At 45.1% G+C, this 26,160-nt stretch carries 27 protein-coding genes; 16 read left to right on the top strand and 11 right to left on the bottom strand.

Annotated elements, in window-relative coordinates; genetic code table 11:
- The first annotated feature begins 20 nt into the window (after window positions 1–20).
- Genes ACLWOR_RS06855 through tatC form a run of 3 tightly spaced genes read left to right on the top strand, consistent with a single transcriptional unit; the run spans window position 21 to window position 1,771 of the window.
- A complete protein-coding gene (locus tag ACLWOR_RS06855; protein ID WP_413939951.1) occupies window positions 21–653 on the top strand; it encodes a hypothetical protein in 633 nt (210 codons plus the stop codon).
- Between the two features lie 18 nt (window positions 654–671).
- On the top strand, window positions 672–1,013 hold the full coding sequence (locus tag ACLWOR_RS06850; protein WP_413939950.1) for a twin-arginine translocase TatA/TatE family subunit: 342 nt from the start codon (window positions 672–674) through the stop codon (window positions 1,011–1,013).
- Window positions 1,010–1,771, top strand: coding sequence for a twin-arginine translocase subunit TatC (gene tatC / locus ACLWOR_RS06845; protein WP_413939949.1), 762 nt, complete (start codon window positions 1,010–1,012; stop codon window positions 1,769–1,771). Before ACLWOR_RS06850 ends, tatC begins: the two co-directional genes overlap by 4 nt.
- A 76-nt stretch (window positions 1,772–1,847) precedes the next feature.
- Here tatC and ACLWOR_RS06840 read toward each other — a convergent pair whose 3' ends face one another.
- From ACLWOR_RS06840 to ACLWOR_RS06825, 4 genes are all read right to left on the bottom strand, one after another.
- Window positions 1,848–2,375, bottom strand: a complete 528-nt coding sequence (locus ACLWOR_RS06840) for an acetyl-CoA carboxylase biotin carboxyl carrier protein subunit (RefSeq protein ID WP_413939948.1) — start codon at window positions 2,373–2,375, stop codon at window positions 1,848–1,850.
- A 3-nt stretch (window positions 2,376–2,378) separates the two neighbouring features.
- The gene (gene accC, locus ACLWOR_RS06835; protein WP_413939947.1) at window positions 2,379–3,881 is read right to left on the bottom strand and encodes an acetyl-CoA carboxylase biotin carboxylase subunit; all 1,503 of its coding nucleotides are present in this window, start codon (window positions 3,879–3,881) and stop codon (window positions 2,379–2,381) included.
- A gap of 9 nt (window positions 3,882–3,890) precedes the next feature.
- Window positions 3,891–5,459 (bottom strand): acyl-CoA carboxylase subunit beta, encoded by a 1,569-nt coding sequence (locus ACLWOR_RS06830; protein ID WP_413939945.1) that lies wholly within the window; start codon window positions 5,457–5,459, stop codon window positions 3,891–3,893.
- 128 nt (window positions 5,460–5,587) lie between these two features.
- The gene (locus tag ACLWOR_RS06825) at window positions 5,588–6,820 is read right to left on the bottom strand and encodes a S8 family peptidase (RefSeq protein WP_413939944.1); all 1,233 of its coding nucleotides are present in this window, start codon (window positions 6,818–6,820) and stop codon (window positions 5,588–5,590) included.
- A gap of 283 nt (window positions 6,821–7,103) precedes the next feature.
- On the opposite strand from ACLWOR_RS06825, the gene ACLWOR_RS06820 reads away from it, so the two are divergent.
- Together ACLWOR_RS06820 and ACLWOR_RS06815 are read left to right on the top strand one after the other, a co-directional pair.
- Entirely contained in the window at window positions 7,104–7,985 is an 882-nt protein-coding gene (locus ACLWOR_RS06820) for a hypothetical protein (protein WP_413939943.1), read from the top strand.
- A gap of 248 nt (window positions 7,986–8,233) precedes the next feature.
- Window positions 8,234–9,838, top strand: coding sequence for a hypothetical protein (locus ACLWOR_RS06815; protein WP_413939942.1), 1,605 nt, complete (start codon window positions 8,234–8,236; stop codon window positions 9,836–9,838).
- A gap of 50 nt (window positions 9,839–9,888) precedes the next feature.
- Here the strand turns inward: ACLWOR_RS06815 and ACLWOR_RS06810 are convergent, their stop codons facing one another.
- From ACLWOR_RS06810 to deoC, 4 genes are all read right to left on the bottom strand, one after another.
- A complete protein-coding gene (locus ACLWOR_RS06810; protein WP_413939941.1) occupies window positions 9,889–10,704 on the bottom strand; it encodes a hypothetical protein in 816 nt (271 codons plus the stop codon).
- Between the two features lie 99 nt (window positions 10,705–10,803).
- Window positions 10,804–11,619: a purine-nucleoside phosphorylase gene (locus ACLWOR_RS06805; protein WP_413939940.1), complete on the bottom strand. Its 816-nt coding sequence runs from the start codon at window positions 11,617–11,619 to the stop codon at window positions 10,804–10,806.
- Between the two features lie 25 nt (window positions 11,620–11,644).
- Complete coding sequence (locus ACLWOR_RS06800) at window positions 11,645–12,964, bottom strand: thymidine phosphorylase (protein ID WP_413939939.1); 1,320 nt, start codon at window positions 12,962–12,964, stop codon at window positions 11,645–11,647.
- Window positions 12,964–13,638, bottom strand: coding sequence for a deoxyribose-phosphate aldolase (gene deoC, locus ACLWOR_RS06795; protein ID WP_413939938.1), 675 nt, complete (start codon window positions 13,636–13,638; stop codon window positions 12,964–12,966). Before deoC ends, ACLWOR_RS06800 begins: the two co-directional genes overlap by 1 nt.
- Before the next feature lie 46 nt (window positions 13,639–13,684).
- Here deoC and ACLWOR_RS06790 point away from each other — a divergent pair, with 46 nt between their 5' ends.
- Complete coding sequence (locus ACLWOR_RS06790; RefSeq protein ID WP_413939937.1) at window positions 13,685–14,068, top strand: hypothetical protein; 384 nt, start codon at window positions 13,685–13,687, stop codon at window positions 14,066–14,068.
- Here ACLWOR_RS06790 and ACLWOR_RS06785 read toward each other — a convergent pair.
- Window positions 14,065–15,150: a type IV pilus twitching motility protein PilT gene (locus tag ACLWOR_RS06785; protein ID WP_413939935.1), complete on the bottom strand. Its 1,086-nt coding sequence runs from the start codon at window positions 15,148–15,150 to the stop codon at window positions 14,065–14,067. The genes ACLWOR_RS06790 and ACLWOR_RS06785 overlap by 4 nt on opposite strands.
- 148 nt (window positions 15,151–15,298) lie before the next feature.
- Between ACLWOR_RS06785 and ACLWOR_RS06780 the strand changes: the two genes are divergently transcribed.
- The 6 genes from ACLWOR_RS06780 (at window position 15,299) to ACLWOR_RS06755 (ending at window position 20,677) form a co-directional block, all read left to right on the top strand.
- Complete coding sequence (locus ACLWOR_RS06780) at window positions 15,299–16,819, top strand: Rne/Rng family ribonuclease (RefSeq protein WP_413939934.1); 1,521 nt, start codon at window positions 15,299–15,301, stop codon at window positions 16,817–16,819.
- Between the two features lie 349 nt (window positions 16,820–17,168).
- The gene (gene rplU, locus ACLWOR_RS06775) at window positions 17,169–17,735 is read left to right on the top strand and encodes a 50S ribosomal protein L21 (protein WP_413939933.1); all 567 of its coding nucleotides are present in this window, start codon (window positions 17,169–17,171) and stop codon (window positions 17,733–17,735) included.
- 29 nt (window positions 17,736–17,764) lie between these two features.
- Window positions 17,765–18,025, top strand: coding sequence for a 50S ribosomal protein L27 (gene rpmA / locus ACLWOR_RS06770; RefSeq protein ID WP_413939932.1), 261 nt, complete (start codon window positions 17,765–17,767; stop codon window positions 18,023–18,025).
- 111 nt (window positions 18,026–18,136) lie between these two features.
- Complete coding sequence (obgE, locus tag ACLWOR_RS06765) at window positions 18,137–19,168, top strand: GTPase ObgE (protein ID WP_413939931.1); 1,032 nt, start codon at window positions 18,137–18,139, stop codon at window positions 19,166–19,168.
- Window positions 19,165–20,199 carry a nicotinate (nicotinamide) nucleotide adenylyltransferase gene (gene nadD, locus ACLWOR_RS06760; RefSeq protein WP_413939930.1) on the top strand — a complete coding sequence of 345 codons (1,035 nt, stop codon included), beginning with the start codon at window positions 19,165–19,167 and terminating at the stop codon, window positions 20,197–20,199. Before obgE ends, nadD begins: the two co-directional genes overlap by 4 nt.
- Window positions 20,200–20,206: 7 nt before the next feature.
- On the top strand, window positions 20,207–20,677 hold the full coding sequence (locus tag ACLWOR_RS06755) for a 23S rRNA (pseudouridine(1915)-N(3))-methyltransferase RlmH (protein ID WP_413939929.1): 471 nt from the start codon (window positions 20,207–20,209) through the stop codon (window positions 20,675–20,677).
- Window positions 20,678–20,697: 20 nt separating this feature from the next.
- On the opposite strand, the gene ACLWOR_RS06750 is transcribed toward ACLWOR_RS06755, so the two are convergent.
- Window positions 20,698–21,471, bottom strand: coding sequence for a protein-glutamine glutaminase family protein (locus ACLWOR_RS06750; RefSeq protein WP_413939928.1), 774 nt, complete (start codon window positions 21,469–21,471; stop codon window positions 20,698–20,700).
- Window positions 21,472–21,695: 224 nt separating this feature from the next.
- Between ACLWOR_RS06750 and ACLWOR_RS06745 the strand changes: the two genes are divergently transcribed.
- Genes ACLWOR_RS06745 through rimO form a run of 3 tightly spaced genes read left to right on the top strand, consistent with a single transcriptional unit; the run spans window position 21,696 to window position 24,224 of the window.
- Window positions 21,696–22,211, top strand: a complete 516-nt coding sequence (locus tag ACLWOR_RS06745) for a hypothetical protein (RefSeq protein ID WP_413939926.1) — start codon at window positions 21,696–21,698, stop codon at window positions 22,209–22,211.
- A 7-nt stretch (window positions 22,212–22,218) separates the two neighbouring features.
- Window positions 22,219–22,854, top strand: a complete 636-nt coding sequence (locus tag ACLWOR_RS06740) for a LolA family protein (RefSeq protein ID WP_413939925.1) — start codon at window positions 22,219–22,221, stop codon at window positions 22,852–22,854.
- Entirely contained in the window at window positions 22,851–24,224 is a 1,374-nt protein-coding gene (gene rimO / locus ACLWOR_RS06735; protein WP_413939924.1) for a 30S ribosomal protein S12 methylthiotransferase RimO, read from the top strand. The genes ACLWOR_RS06740 and rimO overlap by 4 nt, the downstream gene beginning before the upstream one ends.
- Window positions 24,225–24,230: 6 nt before the next feature.
- On the opposite strand, the gene ACLWOR_RS06730 is transcribed toward rimO, so the two are convergent.
- A complete protein-coding gene (locus tag ACLWOR_RS06730; protein WP_413939923.1) occupies window positions 24,231–25,253 on the bottom strand; it encodes a tetratricopeptide repeat protein in 1,023 nt (340 codons plus the stop codon).
- 19 nt (window positions 25,254–25,272) lie between these two features.
- Between ACLWOR_RS06730 and ACLWOR_RS06725 the strand changes: the two genes are divergently transcribed.
- Window positions 25,273–26,130, top strand: a complete 858-nt coding sequence (locus ACLWOR_RS06725) for a hypothetical protein (protein WP_413939922.1) — start codon at window positions 25,273–25,275, stop codon at window positions 26,128–26,130.
- Window positions 26,131–26,160 lie beyond the last annotated feature (30 nt).

The following is a 26,160-nucleotide window of genomic DNA, read 5'->3' as shown; positions in this document are numbered from 1 at the left end:
CATTTTGTTAAAATGGAAGCATGAGGGAAAAGTCGACACCCACATTGGAATTATTCGCAAGTCCCCAGGACTATTTCCAGGAGCTCGTTCAAAACGGGCTCACGCAAAGGAAGGTTCAAACCTATCCCTTTGTTCAGAATTATCTCGTGAATCTTTTGCAGCACTATCTCGATGCCCGAAATCTTTTTGATGCGACTTATTCTTCTGAAGACGGGACAAAGAACCCACAGACTTTGGCAGAAAACTTTCTCATAGCGCAAAATGCTGAGCCGGCAGTTCGAGCAGAAATGCTTCGCCGTCTAGCAGACCGCGCTCTTTATATCAGCGGCTTTTTTGGAGATTCTTTGCAGCGCAAGATCGTAGATATCGACTATTACGCGGATATCGGTGGGGCGGCCTATGCTTCACTGGCGCATTGTACGCGCGAAGACACGCTGGCAAAGGTTTACGGGGAGTTTAGCAATCGCTTCCTCGACTTCGTCGAGGTGCTTACTTATATCAGCCAACAGTCCTTTGTGAAGAGCGACCAAGGTATACTTCGCCTCTATGATCGATATATGAGGACGGGTTCAGAGTTAGCTCGAGAAAAACTAGTCGAAATGGGTGTTTTGACGTTGCCACAAGACCAAGTAAAGCTTGGCAAGCAAGGCTGATTCCACTATTCTGCGACCATGTTCGGTTTAGGAATGTCAGAGATCATTTTCCTGGGAGTTCTAGCTCTCATCGTTATCGGCCCCAAAGAGCTGCCGGAATTGGCTCGCACTTTAGGTCGCTTCCTTAATGAACTCAAACGCAGCACGAATGTTTTAGGTGACGAACTCAAACAACAAGCGGGCTTCGACAAATTAGACAAGCTTGAAATTTTTGAAAACAGAAATCCGCACACGCCGGATCCTGTTCAACATCATGGTGAAGTTGCTGAAGAACAAATTGAATCCACACCGGATCAACTTGAGCTCACAGATCAAACTTCCGGTGATAAATCCAAACCAGACGGTCACAATCACTCATGAATCGCGAAGAATTAGACTCTAAAGCCCAATCTCTTTATGAACACTTGGCAGAGTTGCGTACGCGCTTGATTTACAGCGTGTATATTCTTTTAATTGCGACAGGCATTTGTTATGGATTCAGCGATCATATTTTTAATTTCGTAAGAGCGCCGATTGCTCCGCACTTGCCAGGCGGCGGTCTGATTTACACCGGCCCTCTTGATAAGTTCATGGCGCACATCAAGTTGTCGTTCGTGTTTGGTGTGATTATTTCCTGTCCTTTCTGGTTGTATCAAGTTTGGAAGTTCGTAGCTCCTGGTCTTTATCAACGCGAACGCCGTTATACTTTTGGTTTTATTTTCGCTGGAACAGGACTGTTTCTTTTAGGTGCAGCGTTTTCATACTTCATTGCTTTGCCAATGGCTTTTAATTTCCTTATGCATTTCGGTGGAGATGTTGATAAGCCAATGATCTCAATCGATCAGTACTTAGGCTTCTTCACGCAAATGTGTTTGATGTTCGGGGCGGCTTTTGAGTTACCACTGATCATCGTGATTCTCGGCATGATGGGAATCGTCAGTCAGTCTTTCTTAAGAAAAAATCGCCGCTACGCCGTTATGACTCTTGCAGTGATTTCTGCGATTATCACGCCACCTGATCTCCTCAGCATGGTCATGATGCTCGCACCAATGTGGGTTCTTTTCGAAGCCTCTGTCGTTATCGTCGGCATCTTCGAACGCAAACGCGAAGAAGCCTTCGCCGTCAACGAACGCGAATAGTCTCTGAGTTTGGAAAAAGTTGTGGATTGCGAAATCGAGCAATAAAAAAGGGGACTTTGCAGTCCCCTTAAATTTTTTAAGGCTCTTCAAATTTAATCAGAACCGCACCGGATTCTACAGAATCGCCCTGCTTCACTTTGATCTCTTTGATTTTTACATCGCGAGTAGCGCGCATTTCGTTTTCCATCTTCATCGCTTCCATGATTAGCAACGGCTTATTCGCTTTCACGATGTCGCCTTCTTTACAGAAGATCTCGATGATTTTACCTGGCATACCGGATTTCAAATCTTGGCCGCCGCTCATGCCGCCGCCTTTTTTCAATGATTCGTGCAATAGCATTTCATCATTGAATACTTTGATCGCGCGGAATGAGTTACGAGTAAACACTGTGTATTCAGTATCTTGCCCGATCACGTCAATCAGGTAAGATTTCCCTTCGAAAAGGAAACTGATGTACTGCTCAGCTTGCTTGTAATCGCGTTTAGAAATGTCGTAGTGAACCCAGTCTTTACCCTCTTGTTGGAAAGAAACCTTCCAAGAGTTGCGTTGTTCAGTTACGTCTACTTTGTATTTTTGGCCTTTCAGCTCTGCTTCAAAATACATCTGCTAGGTCCTCAATTGAAGTTTTCTGCTGATACGTTTCCAGTTTGATGTGTAGTTCAGCTGACGCACATCCTTGGATTTTCTGTCGTTGTAAGCAGTGATCGCAGCAGCAATTAAGAATACCGGATCTTCAACTTGCTTAAACATTTGTGGTTCGATCACCTCAAAGTTCTTTTCAATGAACTGAGTTGTATAAGAACCATCGCGGAATTTTGGGTGATCCAAAATCGTTTTATGAAGAACGATATTCGATTTAATTCCCGTCAAAACGAATTCAGCCAGAGCACGTTGCATGCGATCAATCGCTTCTTCACGTGTTTCGCCCCAAGTGATTACTTTCGCAATCATTGGATCGTAATAGATAGGAACTTCATAGCCAGGGTACGCGTAAGAATCCACACGCATAAACGGTCCTTGTGGATGGCGGCAGGCGCGAATCACACCAGGATGCGGTTTATAAGTGATAGGATCCTCAGCACAGATACGTGCTTCAATCGCGTGACCTTTTTGTTTGATATCAGATTGTTTAAACGACAACGGTTTTCCGGCTGCCACGTTGATTTGCTCTTTAACCAAGTCAAAACCCGTCACAATCTCAGTGATCGGATGTTCAACTTGCAAACGAGTGTTCATCTCCATGAAGTAGAAATCTTTTGTCGTGTTATCAAAGATAAACTCAATTGTTCCAGCACCCACGTACTTAATCTGACGAACGGCTTGAACAGAAACCTCACCCATGCGCAAACGAACTTCTTGCGGCACAGAAGGTGACGGAGACTCTTCGATGATCTTTTGATTACGACGTTGCACAGAGCATTCCCGTTCAAACAAATGAACGTGGTTACCGTGAGTATCACCGAAAACTTGGATCTCGATGTGTTTTGGATCGTTAATGAATTTTTCGATGTAAACAGTTGGATCCGCGAAATAGTTTTGACCTTCAGAGCGGCAAGCACGGAACGCACTTTCAAGCTCATCCATCTTACGAACAATGCGCATCCCTTTACCGCCACCACCGGCAGAAGCTTTGATGATGATTGGAAGACCGATTTTTTCAGCGATCTTTTTTGCAGTTTCAACGTCTTCAACACCACCGTCACTACCAGGAACAGTTGGAACGCCAGCTTTCTTCATCAAAGATTTTGCAGAGATTTTGTCTCCCATTGCTTCGATGTTTTCAACTGTTGGACCGATGAAGGTAATGCCTGCTTCTTTGCAGGCTCTTGCAAACATTGTGTTCTCTGAAAGGAAGCCGTAACCGGGATGGATGGCATCCGCTCCTGCGATTTGCGCGACTTCGATGATTTTCTTATAGTTCAAGTAGCTCTCTTTAGAAGGAGAAGGCCCAATGTGATAAGCCTCATCCGCCAAGAAAACATGCAAGCTGTCGCGATCTGCGTCTGAGAAAACCGCTACTGATCCGATACCCAACTCACGGCAAGCGCGAGTGATACGGATAGCGATTTCTCCACGATTGGCGATCAGGATTTTTTTAAATACTGCCATGTTCGCCCCTTAGAGTGGAATATTTCCGTGCTTTTTAGCCGGAGTGATATCGCGTTTATGTTTCAACATCTCAAGAGAGTCGATGATGCGTTTACGAGTCAATGCTGGCTCGATAACTTCATCTGTGTAACCAAGCTCAGCAGACACATACGGATTGCTGAATTTGTTTTCGTACTCAGCAGTCAAACGTGCGCGCTCAGCTGCTGGATCTTTAGCTTTGTTGATTTCTTCTCTGAAGATAATGTTAACCGCGCCATCAGCGCCCATTACTGCGATTTCCGCAGACGGGTAGGCCAAGTTCACGTCAGAACGCAACAACTTAGAACCCATGACGATGTAAGCACCACCGTAAGCTTTACGAGTGATAATAGTAATCTTAGGTACAGTCGCTTCAGCGTAGGCATACAACAATTTTGCACCGTGAGTGATGATGCCGTTCCATTCCTGATCTTTACCAGGCAAGAAACCAGGAACGTCAACGAACGATACGATCGGAATATTGAAAGCATCACAGAAGCGGATAAAACGAGCAGCTTTACGAGAAGCTTCAATGTTCAAGCAACCTGCTAAAACGCTTGGCTGATTTGCAACAACGCCGACAGGGCGGCCATTGAAACGAGCAAAACCTACGATGATGTTTTGAGCGTAGTTGTTGTGAACTTCTAAGAAGTAACCCTCATCCACGCACTCCGTGATCACTCCGTGCATGTCGTAAGGCTTCTTAGGATTCTCCGGAATCATTGTGTTCAATGCTTCAGTCAAACGATCCGGACGGTCTGAGTTCGTCAAAACAGGAGCATCATCCAAGTTGTTTGAAGGAAGGAAGTTCATCAATTCGCGGATCAACAACAAGCAATGCTTGTCATCTTCAGCTGCGAAGTGAGCCACACCTGATTTTTCAGAGTGAGTCGAAGCGCCACCAAGCTCTTCTTTCGTCACATCTTCATGAGTCACTGTTTTAATAACATCAGGGCCAGTTACGAACATGTAGCTCGTATTTTTAACCATGAAGATAAAGTCCGTGATAGATGGAGAGTAAACTGCACCACCCGCGCACGGGCCCATGATAGCTGTGATTTGCGGAACAAGACCTGAGGCCATTGTGTTACGAGTGAAAATATCTGCGTAACCACCAAGAGCTTCGATACCTTCTTGGATGCGAGCACCACCCGAGTCATTGAGAGAAATAAAAGGCGCGCCGTTTTTAATCGCAAGGTCCATCACTTTGCAGATTTTGTTCGCTTGAGTGCGAGACATTGATCCACCAATAACAGTGAAGTCTTGAGAAGCAACGTAGACAAGTTTTCCGTTGATACGTCCGTAACCCGTGATAACGCCATCACCTGGTACAACGTTTTTATCCATACCGAAGTTAGTTGAACGATGAGTTACAAAACGATCCATCTCAACAAAGCTGCCTGGATCGACCAAAATGTCGAGGCGTTCGCGAGCGGTGAGGCGGCCACCTTGTTTGTGTTTGGCAATACGTGAAGCTCCTCCGCCTGCCATGGCTGCTTCATTTCTTTTCTCCAGGTCAGCAAGTTTTGCCTGAAGTCCTTGTGTCACTTCTGATGCCATAAGATTCCTTTTTAATACCCGTTAGTAAGGGAGCTCTATTTTTACCAACGAGGGTTTTAGGAAGCATCAAAAAGAAGAGACGCAGAGCATATCAACTGCCCTGCGTTAAGTTGTCTGTTTTATTAAGATTAAGGGACTAAGCGAGTCAAAACTTCGAGGGCCTTTTGCACGTTAATTCTTCCTCGAGTATTTACTTTAAACTGATGCCCCGAAGTTACATCTACAGATTGCAAAATTGCCTGTTTAACTTGCACTGCTGTTGCGGTCGGTCGCGCACTCATTAACAGAGCGGCCGCACCACTCACCATCGGAGCAGCCATACTTGTGCCATCCATGTAAGCAGTTCCATTGTTAGGAACCGTACTAAGGATGTCTTCACCAGGAGCCGCGACATGCACAAGATTAAATCCACTGTTCGACCAGTAAGTCATGAAATCCATTCTTGAAGAGGCAGCAACCGTGATTTGAGTTCCAACGTTGAAGGCGGCTGGGAAAGTTGGAGACACATCGATGTCGGTCCCCTCGTTACCTGCGGCGACGACGACAAGTATCCCGCGATCTTGCAAGCTCACAAACGCATTTTTCAAACTCGTATCACAAGGTGAACCACCCCATGAAGCATTGATGATGCGAGCACCACGACTGACCGCATACTGCATCGCTAGAATTGCATCACCCAATGTTCCGCGACCATCATCAGAAATAAATTGTGCAGGAATAATTTGTGATTGGGGAGCAACACCTTGAATGTCTCCGTAATTTGGATCAGCAGCAATAATTCCGGTGACGTGTGTTCCATGCGAACTTGTCGTCGGATTTGTGCCAGGAGTCGAAACAAATCTTGCGCCGTAATAGTCATCGACAACTCCGTTGCCATCATCATCAATTCCATTGCCAGGAATTTCCGCGGCATTAACGGCAATGCGAGGACGAATTTGCGGATGAGATGTATCGACATAAGAGTCGACAACTCCAACTTTGATATTTTGACCGTAAATGCCTTGCGCCCACAAAGTATCAGCCTTGATCATCTGTTGACCCCAGCTATCGGAATAGCCAGAGGCACGAACTTCCTTCGCCGTTTCAACTTGGAAAGTGCGATCGTACTGAACGAAACGAATTTCATTTAACTTTGGAACGATAAATTCTTTTTCAAACTTGTCAGCAGAAGAGGATTTTTCAACAGTGAATTTTCCATCTTCCCACTCAACAATGAAACGTGTCTGAATTGCCTGCCCCAAACAAGCGGCTGCATCGGCGCCACTTTTCCCTGGGAAAACAGATTCGGCTGATTTTTTGTAGCTACAAGCTGATAATGCAAAGATGATTGCTACCGCCGAGAGTATCTTTTGAACATCCATGTTCACTCCTCATGCGGGCCATCCTGGTCCTTAATTACGGGACACGCGGTTGACCCACTGTCGGTTAGCTATTCGGTTATTATATGTCTCAGATTGAGCTGAAATTGCCGAAACTAGACCTTGCTGAGGCCAATACCGGACCTGTGTAAAAACTTTAGACGGCTAAAGTCGATTTACATCGTTTTATTGGGGGCTTAGCAAGTATGGGGATTGCAGCTCAAGGTTGTTAGACGATCTTTGCTCTCACGACGATGGGCTAAGGTAAAGTGAGCCAGAGGTGAAGATGAAACAGCTGATTTTACTGGTGGCAATTTTTTTGATGAGCGCGACTGGCCATGCGGAGCCAAGAGTAGTCAGCGTTGGCAAAGAAATTTCGCAGACGTCATTATTTAATTTCCAGGCACTTCAAGAGCTCAGCCATCATAGCGATCAAGTTTGGAATCAGATCGTACGCGAAAAAGGATCCATTGCTGCGGCTCAAGCCTCTCTTACCGATTTTAAAAAACTGGATCCAAGAATTATCGAGATCCATACGGCCCTTGCGCAAATGATTGAGTCATCAAGATTCGACGAAGAACATTTTTTAGTTGTCTACGGGAGTTCTATTCAAGGTCCATCTTATCAAAACATCACGGGAGAAAGGTTAAGCCCTCTTTTACGTTACGTCGCCAGATCGCTCTCGACAGGGTTAGCCGTATTGATGTTTGAAAAAATGGATTCGGCGTGGACGTTCGTTCCAACGAATATTCTGGTCGGAGATATTATTGATTGTGCGATTAAGAACTGTGATCAAAGCAAGTACAAATCTGTAAATCCACAATACAGACGACCAAATTTTAGCGAGCAGATGTTGAAATACGGAAAAGTTTATTTTTATGCAGATGTTATAGCGACGTCGGATTATGACTCGGAATTTAACTGTGATTATTTTATCTATCCAACTTGGCAATATGCGATGGTAGACGCCCTCAGCGACATTCAGTATCGAAACCCTAAAACGTTAGAAGAGTCATCGCTGTTGTTTAGATGTGAACACGCGACAAGACCAAGAGACGTAGATTATGAAAGTTACGAAACCAACAGGGCCAAAAAATATACGCAACTGCAGGAGATGCAGGCTCTTGTTTTGAAGGTAACAAAAGCCTACGTAAAAAAAGCATTCTAACTTTTCTTCCAATATCCCGTGGCCTTGATCCAATCTGGATTGGTGCTACGCATGGTTCGAGCAACCCTGTCAGAGCTTTCATTTCCTTTTCACGACCTTAAACAATCTCCGAGACAGAAAAACGCAGCGCGGCGGGCGACCTGACACCAAAACCGGTGGCATTGTCCTTGCTTAAGCGAGGCATCGACAGGTTTTCATAATAGGGGGAAATAAAAATGCACCAGCTTCAATCAATAAAAAGGACAGGCATGATCCTCATGTCACTGCTTGTTGCGATCTCAGCCCACGCCGAGCCGAGTGAGAACGCGAAACAAACGCTCACTCGTTCAAGTAAAGATGCCTTAGTTCTGCAGACTAAACTGCAGAAAAATATTTATCGTCAAGAGCCGTATCAAGATACTTATGAGGAACAAGTTCCTTATGATGTGGAAGAAACGTATTACGTCGATATTCCATATCAAACCACCGAGACATATACAGACTACGAAGAATATTACGACAGCGAATACCGCTGCGATACATATACAGAGTATGAACGTCAGTGTCACAATGAACAACGTTGTAACTATGCTCTTCCAACTGACAAGTTGATCCCGTTCCGGGAACGCCCGCCAGGTACAGGCCCAGCTCCTTATGAACCACATCCAGGTCGTCCAAGTCCAAGACCAGAACCACCAAGCCACGGTGGTGGTGGCGGAGGCTACACTCCACCATCACGTCCCGAACCGCGTCCACCAAGCTGCCACACGGAATACGTTTGTAACAACGTTCCTGTGACAAGACAGCGCTGCGGTTACGAAAACGTTCGTAAAACTCGCCCCGTTACTAGAACTCGCACGGTGACTCGTTATCGCCAAGAAGCGCGCACTCGCACTGTGACTCGCTATAGAAGCGAAACAAGATGCTGCGTGACTCGTTACAAAGACGTGTTCGATCACCAATGGAATACATCTGTTGAAATCCAATTCCCACAGGGAACAGAGTTGCTAGCAGGGGAGCAAGAACAATTCAAAATCGAATTGATGGGTGAGGAGAAAAACCCAGACGTCAAAGTAACTCCAGTTACCACAGTATTTGGCTACTTAGTGTCGGACAAAAAAGTAACGGCTGATAAGATCACAATTGTTCTTTCTCAAGTACCGCGCTTTGCCGCAGGTGATTTGAAAGAGAAGACATTGCAGAACTTCCAAGCAATCGCGACTCGCGATGGTTTGAGCTACCGCTTTTATGACAATGCTTTGTTCCCACGTATCAAGAGCACGCATATCTTGCAGGTACGTGAAGCTGACACAAAACGTGTAGTTGCTGAAACTGAATCTCGTGCGATCTCTCAACGTGAGGTGAGTGGCACTCTTGCTTTAAACTGGAATCCGACTGCTAAATACGAAGTTATCTTGAAAGTTCAGCGTATTGGTAAAGAAGTCATCGATGAAGGCACGGTGAACTTCGAGTTGGCACAACCTATTGAAATGCTAGTTGATAAAGCGGCATTGAAAAGTTCAAGCAATATTTCAGCGCGCATCACTGGCAGCAGTTCAAAAGCGCAACTTGTGCTGAAAGATGCAACTTTGCAATACGCCAGCGTTGTGACGAAGTATGAGATTACGTTCACACGTAAAAACTGGTTGGGAATGAAAAAGACAATCAGCAATAAAACGATCTCACGCACGTCACTGAAAGCAGATGCTCAAGGCCAGTACATGATTCCACTGAGCACGCTGGGCGTAAGCAGCTCTGACATGAAAGAATACTTCAAGTCAGGCGAAAAAGTTCAGATCGACATCGACGTCACCCGCACACTCAGTGACGGCAGCAAAATCCGCATTTCCAAAGAAATCGCAGAAACAATCTAAAACAAAAAAGGCGAGCCCACAAAGCTCGCCTTTTTCTTTCCAAGGTCAATTTAAGGCTTGTCCCAATCTGTAAATTGATCTCCAGCGGGATTAGACGGATCTTCATCCAAATCTTCGTCTTTAACTTTAAATTCAATACGGTAGAGGGTTTCACCCCAAAGGTTGCGGCATTCAACCTGATAGTCTTCGAATTCTTCAGCCGTGTGTTGTCTTACTCCTGTATTTATAACAGTTGCCCGATCCGTCAAATCATTGGCGGCAGCTAAGTTTGCTGCTTCGAACCCTTGATACCAGCGCGTTGTATTTTCTGCTGGAAGAATATAGTGATCGGCCAGAGTAAGAAATGTCAAAAAGTAAGAGCCTTTGTTTACTGGAAAACTAGGAATCATTGCCGGAGCAGCTCCACCATAGCATTTTGCCTTATCCCCATCCCAATCTGCATGGTTTTTATCGCAGTTGGTTTCTTCGGTAGACCCTGGATTCGTAAATGCGGAGCTATTTGTTCTTCTATAGTAATAAGGAGAAAATACTATTTGAGAACAGCCTGAGTTTCCATGCGTACCAACCGTAAACCGAAGATCGCTAAAATAAAGCTGCGCTTCAGGAATCGCGACCGTACAAGTATTGTCGACGGTGCCGACCGGTGCGAGCGAGTCGATAGAACAGAGACCATGGACAGTATAGTCTCCATCATCATCGGATTCCCACCGAGTTGAGAACTGTACGTATAGCGGTGAGTCCACAGAAGGAAACTGATCGGAATCAGTGGAGGGGCTCTCTAAAGCAGCAGTTTTCTTTTCTGGAGCACAAGAAAGCACAAATCCCAAAGTTATAATAAACATGAAATAAAGCTTAAAGTTTTTCATGTTCGATTGATCGGTTTTGGCAGTTGTTAAATACAGTCCTGTTTTATAAATAGATGAAAATTTATCTATAATTTAACAGTATGCTTGTAATGAACTGGACTAAATAGCGCCGATGAATTCGCGTAGGAATGAGCTAAATTGCAGCTCAACGCGTTTTGCAGTCTCCGTGACCTCATCATGAGATAGCTTCTGCTGAGAAATACCTGCAGCCAAATTCGTGATACAGCTCAAGGCCGCAACACGCAAACCTAAATGGTTAGCCGCAATACTTTCTGGAACCGTACTCATACCCACAGCTTTGCCGCCAATAAGTTTCAAATATCGTACTTCAGCTGGAGTTTCATAAGTAGGACCGCTTACACCGCAGTAGATACCTTTGTGATAAGGAGTGCCTTGCTTCTGAAGCACTTGTTCCATGATTTGAACCAAGCGCTTGTCGTAAGCTTCAGTCATATCAGGGAAACGAGGGCCGAGTTCTTTGATGTTTGGTCCCATTAGAGGATTTGTGCCCATCAAATTGATATGATCTTCGATGATCATAAATTCGCCGGCTTTCATGTTCTCACCAAAGCCACCGGCAGAGTTCGTCAAAATCAAAGTCTCAACACCAAGCATAGCCAAAGTTCTCGTTGGGAAAACGACGGACTCCATGCTGTGGCCTTCGTAATAGTGATTGCGACCTTGCAGGATTGCGATGGATTGACCATCTACTTTTCCGAAAATCAAATTGCCTGAGTGCCCCTCCACCGTAGGTGGAGAGAAGTGAGGAATTTCTTTGTAAGGAAGAGTTGCTTCGATCTCAACGTCTTTCACGAAAGCTCCAAGACCAGAACCCAATACCACACCAATTTTCGGTTTTGCCGAAGTTTTTGTGCGGATGTAGCTAACTGTTTCTTGTAACTTGTTGAGTACCAAAATCTCTCCCTTTTTTCCTCGAGTATTAGCTCAAAGTCTTGAGTATCAAACTAGGCTTCGCAATTTTTTGCAAGGAAATAGTGAGTGATGAGCGAAGCATAGGCACGGCTGATTGCAGCAGATCCTTATCGTCTCCGTACAGAGTGAAAAGTGCGTCTCCCTCTTTTACTTCATCACCAATTTTCGCGTGGAATTCAATGCCTGCTGTTGGCGCAATAATGTCTGTCGTCTGAGCGCGTCCCGCTTTAATGATAATGCCTGCAATACCAATTCCTTCAGTATTGAAAGCTTCAACAAAGCCATGCTTTTCCGCTTTAATCACGACGGAATGTTTGGGTTTTGGAAGCGCTGCTAAATTACCACCATGAATTTTGCAAAGCTCTTCAAATTTTGCATAAGCCTTACCTGAAACCAGCATATCATTTGCAATTTTGTAAGACTCTTCAACCGTAGAACCCTTGCCAGCCAAGAACAACATGTGAGCAGAAAGTTGCAAGCTCAACTCACGCGTGTCTTCGTAAAGATCATACCCGTGGGGGCCGACGAATTTTTGGTTTTTCATAATTGCAACACACTCTTCAACTTCTAGAGAGTTTCCCGCGTATCGTCCGAGTGGTTGATCCATTTGTGTGATAAGTGCCGTCACTTTTTTACCGTAACCCTGAGCAATCGCCATCAAATTCACGGCGAGCTCTTCAGCAAGGGCGGCTGTCTTCATAAAGGCTCCAGAGCCGTACTTCACATCTAGCACAAGCCCATCAACACCCTCAGCTAATTTTTTCGACATGATTGAAGCACAGATAAGCGGCAAACTTTCAACAGTCGCGGTCACATCACGAAGTGCGTAGATTTTTTTATCCGCAGGACAGATTTCTTTCGTTTGGCCGATAAAGCAAATCAAGTGCTTACGAACAAGCTCGACAAACTCCTCAAGAGACTTTTGTGGATTAAATCCTGGAATGGACTCAAGCTTATCCAGTGTTCCACCTGTGTGACCCAAGCCGCGACCTGAAATCATCGGAACTGGAACACCGGCTGCTGCAACGATAGGACCTAGAATTAAACTTGTTTTATCGCCAACACCGCCAGTTGAATGCTTATCAACTTTAAATCCTGCAACAGACGAGAAATCGACAACTTCACCAGAGTGAAGCATGGCTTTTGTGAGCGAAAGAGTTTCCTCTTTCGTCATGCCACGAAAAAAAATCGCCATTAACAATGCCGACATTTGATAATCGGGAATCGTTCCGCGAGCATAACCTAAAATAAATTCGTTAATATCCTCATAAGATAAAGCCTGACCATTGCGTTTTGCTTTGATGATTTCGGCAGGAAGAAAAGACATTAGTAACCACCTTGAACATTTTGACCTTGAACTAAAGCAACTCCCGAGCTTGTGCCCAAACGAGTTGCGCCTGCTTGAATAAGCGCAATTGCCTGTTCTTTTGTTTTGATACCGCCAGACGCTTTGACTTCAAGCTTGTCGCCGACAACAGATTTCATGAGCTGCACGTCTTCAACCGTCGCACCACCGCCGTTAAAGCCCGTGCATGTTTTAACAAAGTGTGCGCCGGCGTTGAGTGAAGCTTGGCAAGCGAGAACTTTTTCATCTTGTGACAAGAGCGCTGTTTCAATAATAACTTTAACCGTGTTCCCTTGAGCAGCCTCGACGACAGCGCGAATGTCCGTGAAAACCACGTCAAGGCGACGATCTTTGAGTGCTCCGATGTTCACGACCATATCGACTTCATTTGCGCCATTCAAAATAGCTGTTTGAGTTTCAAATGCTTTGGAATTCGTGTCCATTGCACCCAGTGGGAAACCCACGACACAGCAAACCTTCACCGAAGAATCACGTAAAAGGTCAGCGCACGTCTTTACGTACGACGTATTCACGCAAACACTTGCGAAAGAATGCTCTTTCGCCTCGTTGCAAAGCTTTTCGATGTGCGAAAGCTGCGCGTCGGGCTTTAGAAGTGTGTGATCGATATAATGACTTAGTTGCACGGGGAACCTCATAGTGTTTAAATAACAGAAGCTATCGCATAATATTGCAGGAGGCAATATGACCCTCAGAAAGTGGACAACTCTCATTCTTATTGCCCTGACAATTGGACATTCATCCGTGAGTCTGGCTCAGCAATCACAACAATCCGGAAAAAGTTTCAAGAGGGGAGTTGCGACGATTCTGTTTTCGACTCTGGGAGGAGCGGTTCTCGGCCTCTCAACACTCTCTTTTTACGGTGATCCAGAAGAGCATACCGAGAACATTTCTACGGGAGCGTTGCTTGGATTGTTGGCAGGGGCAGGTTATCTCGTTTACGATTCTTCGCGACCGCCACAAGGAAGTTACGACATTTCACAGTCATTTGAAGATCAGATGAAAAATAAAAGAGCCCTCGCAAATGCGAAGGCTCCCGTTGTTATATCGTATCAGTTCGACTTTTAGCCGACTTTGGTTTTTGCAGCAATCGTCTGCTGAATTGTGGTATCGCCACCGCCGGTAGATCCCAAGAAGGTTTTTGCATCGTTGGCAGAAACCTTTCCTTTTTTAACAAGATCCTCGATGTATTTTTCAAAGAGAATCATGCCTGAGCTAGATCCGGTTTGAATAGCTGAAGGAATCTGATGCACTTTACCTTCCCGAATCAAGTTCGAGATGGCTTTCGTGTTTCTCATAATTTCGTAAGCAGCCACGCGGCCTTGTCCGTCAGCGCGAGTGAACAGCGTTTGTGCGACAACTCCACGCAAAGACTCAGCAAGCATCGTGCGAATCTGTTGCTGCTGTCCCGCTGGGAAAACGTCAATGATACGGTCGATGGTTTTAGCGGCACTGTTTGTATGAAGTGTCGCAAAAACGATGTGACCTGTTTCCGCCGCTGTCAGGGCAAGTGAGATCGTTTCAAGGTCACGCATCTCACCCACGAGCATGATATCTGGGTCTTCACGGAGCGCGGCTTTAAGCGCATTGGCAAAGCTCTTGGTATGACTTCCCACTTCACGTTGATTGACGAGGGACTTCAAATTCGGATGAACGAACTCGATTGGATCTTCAACCGTCAAAATGTGAGTCTCACGAGTCATGTTAATTTGATGCATCATCGCAGCAAGCGTCGTCGATTTACCGGAACCTGTTGGACCTGTTACAAGAATGAGTCCGCGATCACAATCGATCATGTCCAAGACTGCAGGTGGCAATCCGAGCTCTTGCGCCGTTTTAATTTTTTCAGGAATAATACGAAATACGGCGCCCAAACCTTTACGCTGCATAAAGATATTGCAACGGAAACGGCCGATGCCTTGAAGTGTATAAGCGAAATCGAGTTCCCACTTTTCAACGAAGGCTTTTTTCTGTTTTTCAGAAAGAATTTCGAAGATCAAACCTTGAACATCTTGATTTGAAAGTTCACGATAGTTGAGTGGCACCATATTTCCGTGCAAACGCAAATACGGGGGAGCACCGCTTGTGACGTGAAGGTCAGAAGCGCCTTGGTCGACCATGAGTTTAAACAGTTCGTCGATTGTAGCCATTTCGTTCTCCTAAAGGTGCTAATACAGTGACCTTTTCGGCTGAATGTGCTCTCATGTTTAAATATTAATTGCGCTCGGTCTTGTTTCTGGACTATGGAACTAAGAGGGCCTTCTCATTCTCGCCCGCGCCCAAGGAAAGGTTGCAGAAATGTCAGCTGAAATTCTCATCAATGTTCGACCACAAGAAACTCGTGTTGCCTATGTAGACGGTGGCATATTGTCGGATTTGAAGATTGAGCGCAAAACCTCTCCTACTTTGGTCGGGTCGATTCATCGTGGCACAGTGATTCGCGTACTTCCAGGCATGCAAGCGGCCTTTGTAGACATTGGTCTAGATAAAGCGGCGTTCCTGTACGTCGGCGATATTCGCGAGGACGTCGACGATAATTTCTTATCCGACGTGGATCGTGAAGAACCTCTAGAAATCGAAAACGACGAAGACAAGCCTCTTTCACACCACAATAAAACGCCCATCCAAGATTTGCTCAAGGAAGGCCAATCTATTCTCGTTCAAGTAGCAAAAGATCCACTGGGAACAAAAGGTGCGCGCTTAACAACGCACCTATCTTTACCTGGTCGCTTTGTCGTGTTTTTGCCAACGGTTCGACATTTGGGAATTTCTCGCCGCATTGAGGATGAGGAAGAGCGCGAGCGTCTCCGCAAGCTGGTTCAAAAAATCAATCCATCAGGTGGTGTGATCGTTCGTACCGCAGGTGACGGCGCTTCGGAAGAAATGTTGAAAGCTGACATCGAGTATTTGGATCGCCTCAGTAAAGAAATTTTCAAAAACTACGAAAAGAAAAAAACACCAGGCAACGTTCATACAGAACTCGATGTCGAGCTGCGCGCTCTGCGCGATTTAATGAGTGAGGACGTGGCAACTGTATGGGTTGACGATGTTGAGGTTCACAAGAAAGTTGTGAAGTTCGTCAGTCAGTTCATGCCGAAATATAAGCAAAACATTGTTCTGTACGAAGAAAAAAAACCTCTATTCGATCTCTATGAAATTGATATCGAAATCTCTCGTTCGATGGAAAGAAAGATTTGGTTAAAGTCTGGCGGTTACATTGTCATCGACGAGGCAGAAGCGCTTGTCGTTATCGACGTGAACACAGGTAAGTTCGTCGGAAAAAAAGATCTTGAAGATACTATCCTGAAAACCAATCTCGAGGCCGTTCGCGAGATTGCGCACCAACTGCGCATTCGTAACTGCGGTGGTATTATCATTATCGACTTTATCGATATGGAAAAAGAATCCCACAGAGATAAAGTGATGGAAGCCCTTGCTGAAGAGCTGCAAGGCGATCGCGCACGCACAAACATCGTTTCAATGTCTCAGTTGGGGCTTGTAGAAATGACTCGTAAACGCATTCGCCCAAGCTTGATCAAGACTCTTTGCGAGCCGTGTTCGTACTGCGATGGCAAAGGTTACATCAAACGCAAATCGACGGTCGCAAACGAAATGTTCCGCGAACTTGAGCGCGATGCTGACATGCTGATCAATAAAAAAACCAACGTCGTCGTCCATTGCCACAGCGAAGTCGTTGATTGGATCTACGAAGTCGAAGGCGAAAGCTTAGAGCGCATCGAAAAGAAGTTAGAGCGTTCTGTAGCCTTCAAAATTGAACCGAATTATCACTTAGAGCAGTACGAGATCTTTTTTGTATAGAGCCATCATATATATGTAACGATTACGGAGTTTTTCCTGGAAAATCTCCGGAACTCGGTAAATGACTTTGTGTTGAGATATCGACACGGGCAGACCAAGGAAATGAGGGGATTTCTTGATCTGACTAAACTGGCTGCTTAAAAAATCAGCTAAGCCATTGAAATATTTGGGGTTCGGTCGAACTCCAGAAAATAGGTCGAGGCCCCCTTTTTAATAGACAAGGTCCCTGGATTTGGCTAACCTCTTCTTCTCCCTAAAATGCTGAAAAAAATAACATGTATTAGGTTGACAAAGCCTAGTGCGAAGTGGCATTTACGTTTGGCTTAATTCGGATGGCTGGAGGTTATTCATGTACGCTATTATTCGTACTGGCGGTAAGCAGTATAAAGTTCAAGCAGGTGACGTAGTTCAAGTAGATCAACTTGAGCAAAAACTTGGCTCTGAATTCGAAATCAACGAAGTTCTCTTGGTTGGTGGTGAGTCCACTCACGTTGGTATGCCGCTTGTTAAAGGTGCTAAAGTTACTGTTGTTGTAACAAAACAAGCACGCACTAAAAAACAAATCGTTTTCAAAAAGAAACGTCGTCAAGGTTACAGAAAATTTGCTACTCACAAGCAAGATTTCACTGAGCTTTTTGTTAAAGCAATCACTTCTCCAGATGGAAAAGTTGCTAAAGCTGAAGGTCAAGCAGAAGTCGTAGACGTAGCTGCAAAACGCGCTGATGCTCACACTGCACGCGTAGCTGCTCGTAAAGAACGTGTAAGCAATAAATCTGCTGGCGAAGAAGTTGTTAAAAAAGCAGCTAAAAAAGTAGCGAAAAAGAAAGTTGTTAAAAAAGCGGCGAAAAAAACTGCTAAAAAAGCAACTAAATCTGGCGCTAAGAAAAAAGCCGCTAAGAAAACTTCTAAAAAGTAATTAATTTTTCATTTTAAGAGAGGTTCGTCATGGCAAGTAAGAAGGCCGGTGGTAGTACAAAGAACGGTCGTGATTCACAGAGTAAACGCTTAGGCGTAAAACGTTTCGGTGGTGAAAAAGTTCTTCCAGGAACTATCATCGTTCGTCAACGTGGAACAAAATTCCACCTTGGTAACAACGTGAAAATGGGCCGCGATCACACGATCTATTCAGTTATTGAAGGTAACGTAAAATTTGAGCGCTTCTCTAAAGAAGGCTTCAAAGTAAGCGTTTACGCAAAAGCTGTTTAATAGTTCTCGTCTCGATCACTAGAACATTTTTTCAATTTTTAAAAGGAGCCGTCCAAGGCTCCTTTTTTTGTGATAGATCTATCCCACTGAAATTTTAGGTGGAATTCCAAAATGAAATTCATTGATGAAGTAAATATCACGATTGCCTCCGGTCGCGGTGGCGGTGGCTGCGTCAGTTTTAGACGTGAGTCTCTTTTGCCACGTGGTGGACCAGACGGCGGCGACGGCGGTAAGGGCGGCGATGTAATCATTCGCACTTCTCGCCATATCAATTCTCTTGTCGATATCAGACAAAACAAACGTTACGCCGCTCGTAGTGGTCAACCTGGTTCTGGTGCCAATTGCTCAGGGCAAAACGGTGAAGATCTTGAGTTGATCGTTCCTGAAGGAACAATCGTACGTAATGCCGAAGGTGAGATCATCGTTGATCTGACTGGCATCAAAGAACACGTTCTGCTTAAAGGTGGGCGTGGCGGAAAAGGAAATACCTTTTTCAAAAACAGTATCAATCAAGCTCCTGACTATGCTCAACCGGGCGAGGAAGGCGAAGAGCTTGAAATCAAACTTGAACTCAAACTCATTGCAGACGTCGGCATCATCGGCTTCCCAAATGCGGGTAAATCGACATTGATCTCTCGTATCTCAGCTGCGAAACCAAAAATCGCAGACTATCCGTTCACAACGCTGACTCCGAATTTGGGTGTGGTGAAGTTGGGTGATTACAGCTCATTTGTTGTTGCTGATATCCCGGGTCTTGTGAAAGGCGCACACGAAGGCGTGGGTCTTGGTATTCAGTTCTTAAAACATATTGAACGGACTCGTTTGTTCATCCATCTTGTGGATGCTTCAGGTATGTCGGGCCGTGATCCTATGCAGGATTATGTCGACATCAACTACGAACTAAAAATGTACGACGAAAACAACGTCGAGAAAGAGGGCTTCTTCCCACTTTCAACACGTCCACAACTCGTGGTGCTCAACAAGATTGATGCTTTGTCTGAAGATCAATTGAGCAAACTCAAAGCTAATTTTAAAAAAGCGACAGGCACAGAGCCGTTTGCTATTTCAGCCGTAACAGGTAAGAACCTAAAAGAATTTGTTACGGAATTGGGCCGTCATATTTTGGCCGAGGAAGAACAATGAAAGTAGGAATATTCGGAGGCAGTTTCAACCCTCCACACATGGGACATATCAACGCCATCCAAACTGTGGCGAAAAAATTGGGCTTGGAAAAGGTTCACATTGTACCGGCTGCCCAAAACCCTCTTAAGACTCCAGTGGAAGGTCCAACTGCTGAACAACGCCTTGAGCTGACACGTTTGGCATTTAACCAGTACGGCGACACTTACATCGTTGATGACCAAGAGCTTAAGCGCGGTGGCATGAGCTACACAATCGACACGATCATGAATCTTCGTAAAGCATACGAAGCGTCTGATTTGTATTTGATCGTTGGTGCCGATAAGTTCGAAGAGCTTGCACAATGGAAAGACTATCAAAAGATTCTTGCTGAAGCGAACTTGGTTGTTACAACTCGCCCTGGCTACGATATGCCAGAGAGTGCCGAAGAAGTTCCTGCTTACTTAAAGCCGCTTGTTGCGGAGTTTGATTTCAACTTTATCGAGCTGACTACAGGTCGTAGCATTCAGTTTATCACTCTTCGTGATGTTGAATTGTCTTCAAGCGAAGTGCGTAAGTGGCTTCGTACTGGTAAGCCAGTAGAAAAATATCTTCCGCTTGCAGTTGAATCTTACATCAAAGAACACAAACTCTATCGTAACTTGGGCGATCGCATCGGGGACTTCACAAAGTTCTCTGAATTCTGCGCAAATGTTTTGTTCTCAAGAAAAGGGATCAACGTAAAAGCTTACGATTTGACGAAGCTATCTGCTCCAAGCGAGTACGCAGTTATCGCATCTGGTACGTCGACTCGTCACGCAGCTGCAATGGCAGAGAACGTGGTGATTGCGGTTAAAGAAGAATACAATGTTCTTCCGCAAAGTGTGGAAGGTATCGATGAAGGCCGATGGGTTCTTGTAGATTACGGCTCATTGATCGTTCACGTGTTCTACGATTTTGTTCGTCAAGAATACAGCCTTGAGAACTTGTGGCGTGAAGGTAAAGATCTTGGTTTGAAAGATCCTTACATCGGCAAACCAGAAGCCAATAACTAGATCTGCTATGAAGTTTGTTCTGATGAACCTTGCGACCGCTAAAGAAGCTTGGGCTGATGAGGTCACAGAACTCTATAAGAAAAAGATTTCGTTTTTTGTCCCCTTCGAGGTTCAGTCCTTGAAGGCCAAAAAATCTGCTCGTGATGATGCAGATTACAAGCGAAACGAAGAATCCGAACTCCTCCTAAAAAACTTAAGCAAAGATGATTTCGTTGTTTTGTTTGACGAGAGGGGTTCTTCTTTTGATTCGCTTCAATTCGCAAAGAAAGTCGAAGGCATTTTAGGGAGTTCCAAAAAGCGCGCGGTCTTTGTCATTGGCGGAGCCTTTGGAGTGAATGAAGAAGTGCGAAAAAGAGCCGATCTAAAAGTTTCGTTTTCGCCGATGGTGATGAATCACTTGATGGCTCAGGCGGTGGGGCTCGAACAAATTTATCGAGCCTTCACAATTATTAAAAAAATTCCGTATCACAATATCTAACGAGCACCCGTTAAATTAATCTATTTTTGCAACCACGGCGGGAAATCGCCAAGTTCTTTAACAGGATCACGATTGAGATCCACTAAGCGCTCCCATTCGTCTGGAAGAAAGCTTGTTTGTTCACGAAGAACTTCATCAAGAGGAAGGCCGTTGGGATGAACGCAGTCCATATTCGGATCAAACGTATTATGATCGCAGATAGCGTAAGTCACACGAGTGGCTGTCCCTCCGACAGCTGCATTCCATGCTTCTAATGTAATCGGCGCCTTTGGTTCAATAGCAGGATCATAAACGTAAGCAGTGTTGCCGACTCTATAAGTGACGGCAACATGATACCACCAAGTGACGTAACCGTAAGATGTATTGTTTGTGCGAGCACGCAAGTTTCCGAACACAAAAATTTTCTTTGGCGTCACAAAGTGAATGTCTTCAAGTGCTCGCGAGGCCATTTCCGCACGGGCGTAGCAGCCATCATCCGGATAAAGCCACGTCAGACGACGAAGAGTATTGGCGTGGCGAGTGTCTTCGATAAAGCGTAGGTCGCGAATATATTTAAAATTATTTTCAAGGTCCGAATAAGATCCCACATCTGGAATTTGGCGAATATCTAAATCCTTAAGTGATTTGCTCATTCGTTGTGGGAGAGAGGTGGCGGCAGGAGTAAAGACGTTTATACGGAAAGAAGCTTGCGTATGATCTTCGTGTTCAAGTCGAAGGGGTGAAAGTCCGATGCGTGCACCCAATGCAGTTGATGACAAAACTAAGCTGAAAAGTAATATGCGAAATGCTTGCATGCATTCCTCCCCTCATATCGCCATCAGTTTTGCGAGACTCCAGAATGCTGTCAAAGAAATTGCATAGTGCCTGTTGCATGAGAAAGCTTGCGCATTATATTCACGAGCACATGTCCTGTTGTCTGAATTGCGGATCCTTGTGGGTTAGCGGACACTCGTTGTGTGAACCATGCCTACGAACACTAAACTCTAAAGAAAGACTGGTTAGTTTCTATAAAGAAGATATGAAGGTCTGCACTCTGTATTCATGGGTGTCAGGAGAAAGCGATCTGCTATCGTACTGGTTGCTGTCGTTGAAAGGGGGAGGGCGGCAGAAAACGTGGAGGTGGGCAGCCTATAAAATACTAGCAGGAAAACTTCAGGAGCTACCTGCGCATTGTGTGGTGGTGCCAGCGCCACCAACCAAAAAAGGGCAAAAGGATCATGCCTATGAATGGGGAAAAGCACTGGCAGAATCAATCGGAGCTGACTTTGCCCCCTGTCTTGAAAAGGCCTCGCCCAAGGCGCAAAAGAAGGCTTCGGTGATGGATCGAGAAAATATGAGCCTGCAGCTCATTGAAAATTATACAGGCCTTGAGCGGGTCACCAAGTCGACGCTATGGATATTTGCCGACGATATCCTCACCACAGGCTCTACAGCAAGGGCGGCTCGCAAAGCCCTGGGTTATCCACCCCATTTTGAGACCTGGGTCCTTGCGCAGAGGAAGCTCTCTTGCGGAGCGTCCAAGCATCTGTTATAAGGTCCGAATGCTTAGAAATATCACGCTCTTACTTTTGTCCGTGAGCTTTGCCCTGGTGGCACATGCAGCTCCCAACAAGACATTGAAAGCCCTCAGCAAACACTATCGTTCTGCAAAGCTTGTGGAAATGAAAGTGGAAAAGACATTAAAGTCGGAACTTTTGGGTAAAGAAACACGTCACAGCGGAAAAATCTTTTTAGCGAACGGTAAGTTCCGTTGGGAAAACACGGTGCCGGAAGAAACATTGTTGGTGTTTGATGGCTCAACCATCTGGAGTGTGCAAGTTCCACCGAAAGAATTTGGCGGCGAACCGCAAGTAGCCAAAGGCAAAGTCGACAAGAAAACAAAATCTCAAATCTTGATTGCTTCTTTGTTGGGTGAAGATCTTGAGAAGAATTTTAAAGTTGTTAAAGACGATAAGAACGGAAACATCGAAGTTGCACCAAAAGGAAATGACCTAACGGTGAAATCTTTGAATCTTTCAATCGACACGAAAAAATCTGAACTCAAAGAATTGTCTTACAAAGACGATATCGGAAATCTGACGACGATTAAGTTCAGCGACATTCAATTTAAATCGAAAGCTAATAATAAACTATTCCAGTATCAACCACCTAAAGGTGCGCAGGTCTCAGAACTATGAAACAAGAAACTACAACTCAAAACAGTAAAGTCCACTTTATCAGCCTTGGTTGCCCAAAAAACCTAGTCGACAGCGAGATCATGGCTGGAACGCTGATGAAAGATGGTTACAACGTTGTTGGTGAAGCGGAAGAAGCCGACACAGTTATCGTCAACACATGTGGTTTCATCGAAGATTCAAAAAAAGAATCTATCCAAAGAATTTTGGAGATGAGCGCACTTAAGCAAGAAGGCAAAGTTAAAAAAGTTGTGGTCGCAGGTTGCCTTACTCAACGCTACAAAGATGAACTCGTTGAAGGTTTGCCAGAAGCAGATCTTTTCGTGGGTTCGGGTGAATTCCAAAACATCGCAAAAATCTTGCGCAACTCTGACGCTGGCGACACAAAAAAGACTTTCTTCAATTTGCCAACATACTTGCAACAAGAAGAAACGCCTCGCGTGAACTCTCAACCAGGGCATCGCGCGTATTTGAAGATCTCTGAAGGTTGCATGAAGCGCTGTGCGTTCTGCGCGATTCCTTTGATCCGCGGTAACTTGCAATCTCGTACAATCGAGGCTGTTGTTGCCGAAGCAAAATTGCTTGTCGCGGGCGGCGTAAAAGAAGTCATCATCATCAGCCATGACTTCACAGACTACGGTTGGGATTTGCGTCGCAAAGATCCAACTCGCAAAGACAGTCCGGTTGAATTGTTGAAAGCACTTGATCAAGTTGAAGGTCTTCAATGGATTCGCTTGATGTACTTGTATCCAGATGGAATCACTCCAGAGATGGTTCAAGTGATTAAGAATAGCAAAAAAATCGTGAAGTACTTCGACATGCCATTGCAACACGTGAACGACGAAGTTCTTAAAAAAATGAATCGCAAGATGACTCGCGGAGAAATTGAAACAGCTCTCCAAGCTATTCGTGAGAACATCCCAGATGCAGTGATCCGTACTCAGTTCATCGTGGGTTTCCCAGGTGAAACAGCCGAGCAGTTTGAAGAGCTATTGGGCTTTATCGCGGAACAACAGTTCGACCGTGTTGGATGCTTCAAATACTCACCAGAAGAAAATACTGCTGGCGGGCGTATGGAAGACCAGATCGACGAAGAAACAAAACAATACCGTCACGATGCTGTGATGGAAATTCAACAAAACATTTCTCGCGAAAAACATCGCGACTTCGTTGGTAAAACTATCGAAGTTTTAGTTGAAGGTTTCAGTGAAGAGACGGATTTGTTGTTACAAGGTCGTTTCTGGGGTCAAGCTCCAGACATCGACGGTGTTGTCTTGATCAACGATGGTGAAGCAAAAACAGGCGACATGGTGAAAGTGCATATCACGGACAGCATGGAATACGACTTGTTGGGTGCAATCGTAGAAGAGTAGTTCTTGTTAGAAAGTGCAATTTTCAGATGCACTTTCAAATTTGCCAGACCATTCAGAGTTCTGGCTGTTTCTCAAAATCGTGGTGGCTTTTCTAAAAGCCGCCGCAGTTTTCTTATCAAACTTACAAGCATTTTTATAAGCGATCAGAGCAACATCGAATTTACGAATTTCAAATGATGTCGTCGCCAAGCCTAGCCATGAGCGCGCCGCTTTTGCGTCAGCTTCCGTCGCAGCCTTATAAAACTTCATTGCATCAATATAGTTTTTTTGTTCTTCCAGAACTTTCGCGTAGTGATACTGAGCGACCTCAGAGTTTTTAAATTTCGCAGCGGTTTTTTTGAAGGTCTCGTTCGCTGCGTTTTCTTCGCCTGTCGCTTTTAAGCAAACAGCAAGGTAGACGTGATTGGAAGCGATGCTGGTGTCTTTCTGAATGGCTTCTTTACAACTGCGAATTGCAAGTTCACATGTTGAATCTTTCGCACTGATTTCACACATTTTTGAGAGATAAACGGGACGTGGCCCAATGTTGTCGATCATGTCTTGATAGAGTGCGCGAAGTTCATACAGGTTTGGCGGCTCCCGCATTTCAAAAATATTTGCCAGACCCATGTAGGCAGGTTCGTATTTTGAATTAAGCTCCAGTGCGCGCTTGTACGACTCAATGGCGTCCTTTGTTTTCTTTTGCATCAGAAAGGCGCTACCTAAGAACGTGTGTGCTTCGAAATCTTTTTCGTTTTTACCGATTAAGATATTTGCGGCACGAGCCATATCACCGGGTTCTTTTTTCTTTTCATGAGCTTTCACCAAAAGTAGCAGGCCTTGGCGATCCAACTGGTCGATGTTCCCCCAAAGGAGGGTCGTGGTTTTCGCGTATTCGCCCTTGTTGAAGAGATCTTGCGCCGTCTGAAGTGTTGAAAGGGGTTTTACCTGGCTAGTGGTCGGGGCCGTAGCCTGGGCATTGGCCCAAAATGAGACGAAAGACAAGAAGACGATAATAAGAGAATGATTGAAATACAGTCCCAACTTCATATGTTGTATTATGACTTAAATGCCTCTTCGAGTGAAGAACTCTCAAAAACTTACTGGACTTAACAATAATTCGGGACAAGCTCTGATCGAGTATGTCCTGATTCTCGTTATTACAGTTTCACTCGTCCTTGCTTTGATTTACCAAGTTTTCAAGCCATTTCAAAACTTCATTCAGTCGTATATGGGTTCGTACGTTCAGTGTCTTCTTGAGACAGGCGAGTTGCCGTCGTTTGGCTATGGCGAGGCTGCGATCAATGAAGAAGGTTGTGATGCGAAGTTTGCGGCGGCTTCTTGGAATAAGGGGCGTCCCCCAATAGGAACAGGGGGAAATACTGGTAATAACCAAAGTTCGAGTTCACAAAACTCCGGCTCGAGTGGCTCTGATTCCTCTAGCGGCTCGGGTGGCGGAAGCTATGCGGGTTCAAATTCGCGGAATGGTCGAAGCATGTTTAGGGCTCCTAGAAGCGCACCACGAGGCGTTGGCGAAGCGACCACTGGTGGGAAGGTTGTGGAAATTGCTCTTGATGGCAACGGTGCTGGCGGCTTTTTTAAGGGAAGTACGGGGGGCGGTTATGTTCGGCCTGCTCGTAAGATTACAGCGGTTGGAATTACCGGGCTCACTGAGGAAGAAAAAAAGAAGCTCGCAAAAAAAGCTGAAAACGGTGGTAAGCAAATGGTTGTGCAAGGTGGACTCACTCCGCCTGTGAAAAAAATAGCTGTGAAAAAACCGGAACCCAAGCCACAAGTAGAAGCCGAAGAAAGTGGTTTCACTATTGGAAATTTTATAAGAATTCTCTTCATCGCCGCACTCATCATCGCATTGGTGATTTTCATTGGTGGTCAAGCTCTGCAAATGTCGAAGAGTTTCGAGAAATAATCTGCATTGCGTTTAAAAATTATTCATAGA

The organism is Bdellovibrio sp. HCB2-146, assembly GCF_047345725.1.
GTDB lineage: Bacteria > Bdellovibrionota > Bdellovibrionia > Bdellovibrionales > Bdellovibrionaceae > Bdellovibrio.
Note: the sequence above shows the minus strand (reverse complement) of the source record. Positions and strands in the feature narration are given on the sequence as shown.

Coding starts and splice junctions, on each gene's coding strand:
- tatC (WP_413939949.1), top strand. CDS start 1,010: ATGAATCGCGAAGAATTAGACTCTAAAGCCCAATCTCTTTATGAACAC.
- accC (WP_413939947.1), bottom strand. CDS start 3,881: ATGGCAGTATTTAAAAAAATCCTGATCGCCAATCGTGGAGAAATCGCT.
- ACLWOR_RS06800 (WP_413939939.1), bottom strand. CDS start 12,964: ATGTCTTTTCTTCCTGCCGAAATCATCAAAGCAAAACGCAATGGTCAG.
- nadD (WP_413939930.1), top strand. CDS start 19,165: ATGAAAGTAGGAATATTCGGAGGCAGTTTCAACCCTCCACACATGGGA.
- ACLWOR_RS06850 (WP_413939950.1), top strand. CDS start 672: ATGTTCGGTTTAGGAATGTCAGAGATCATTTTCCTGGGAGTTCTAGCT.
- ACLWOR_RS06820 (WP_413939943.1), top strand. CDS start 7,104: ATGAAACAGCTGATTTTACTGGTGGCAATTTTTTTGATGAGCGCGACT.
- rplU (WP_413939933.1), top strand. CDS start 17,169: ATGTACGCTATTATTCGTACTGGCGGTAAGCAGTATAAAGTTCAAGCA.
- ACLWOR_RS06855 (WP_413939951.1), top strand. CDS start 21: ATGAGGGAAAAGTCGACACCCACATTGGAATTATTCGCAAGTCCCCAG.
- ACLWOR_RS06730 (WP_413939923.1), bottom strand. CDS start 25,253: ATGAAGTTGGGACTGTATTTCAATCATTCTCTTATTATCGTCTTCTTG.
- ACLWOR_RS06785 (WP_413939935.1), bottom strand. CDS start 15,150: ATGGCTACAATCGACGAACTGTTTAAACTCATGGTCGACCAAGGCGCT.
- ACLWOR_RS06830 (WP_413939945.1), bottom strand. CDS start 5,459: ATGGCATCAGAAGTGACACAAGGACTTCAGGCAAAACTTGCTGACCTG.
- rimO (WP_413939924.1), top strand. CDS start 22,851: ATGAAACAAGAAACTACAACTCAAAACAGTAAAGTCCACTTTATCAGC.
- ACLWOR_RS06725 (WP_413939922.1), top strand. CDS start 25,273: ATGCCTCTTCGAGTGAAGAACTCTCAAAAACTTACTGGACTTAACAAT.
- deoC (WP_413939938.1), bottom strand. CDS start 13,638: ATGAGGTTCCCCGTGCAACTAAGTCATTATATCGATCACACACTTCTA.
- ACLWOR_RS06825 (WP_413939944.1), bottom strand. CDS start 6,820: ATGGATGTTCAAAAGATACTCTCGGCGGTAGCAATCATCTTTGCATTA.
- ACLWOR_RS06810 (WP_413939941.1), bottom strand. CDS start 10,704: ATGAAAAACTTTAAGCTTTATTTCATGTTTATTATAACTTTGGGATTT.
- ACLWOR_RS06780 (WP_413939934.1), top strand. CDS start 15,299: ATGTCAGCTGAAATTCTCATCAATGTTCGACCACAAGAAACTCGTGTT.
- ACLWOR_RS06815 (WP_413939942.1), top strand. CDS start 8,234: ATGATCCTCATGTCACTGCTTGTTGCGATCTCAGCCCACGCCGAGCCG.
- ACLWOR_RS06750 (WP_413939928.1), bottom strand. CDS start 21,471: ATGCAAGCATTTCGCATATTACTTTTCAGCTTAGTTTTGTCATCAACT.
- ACLWOR_RS06840 (WP_413939948.1), bottom strand. CDS start 2,375: ATGTATTTTGAAGCAGAGCTGAAAGGCCAAAAATACAAAGTAGACGTA.
- obgE (WP_413939931.1), top strand. CDS start 18,137: ATGAAATTCATTGATGAAGTAAATATCACGATTGCCTCCGGTCGCGGT.
- ACLWOR_RS06755 (WP_413939929.1), top strand. CDS start 20,207: ATGAAGTTTGTTCTGATGAACCTTGCGACCGCTAAAGAAGCTTGGGCT.
- ACLWOR_RS06745 (WP_413939926.1), top strand. CDS start 21,696: ATGAAGGTCTGCACTCTGTATTCATGGGTGTCAGGAGAAAGCGATCTG.
- ACLWOR_RS06790 (WP_413939937.1), top strand. CDS start 13,685: ATGACCCTCAGAAAGTGGACAACTCTCATTCTTATTGCCCTGACAATT.
- rpmA (WP_413939932.1), top strand. CDS start 17,765: ATGGCAAGTAAGAAGGCCGGTGGTAGTACAAAGAACGGTCGTGATTCA.
- ACLWOR_RS06740 (WP_413939925.1), top strand. CDS start 22,219: ATGCTTAGAAATATCACGCTCTTACTTTTGTCCGTGAGCTTTGCCCTG.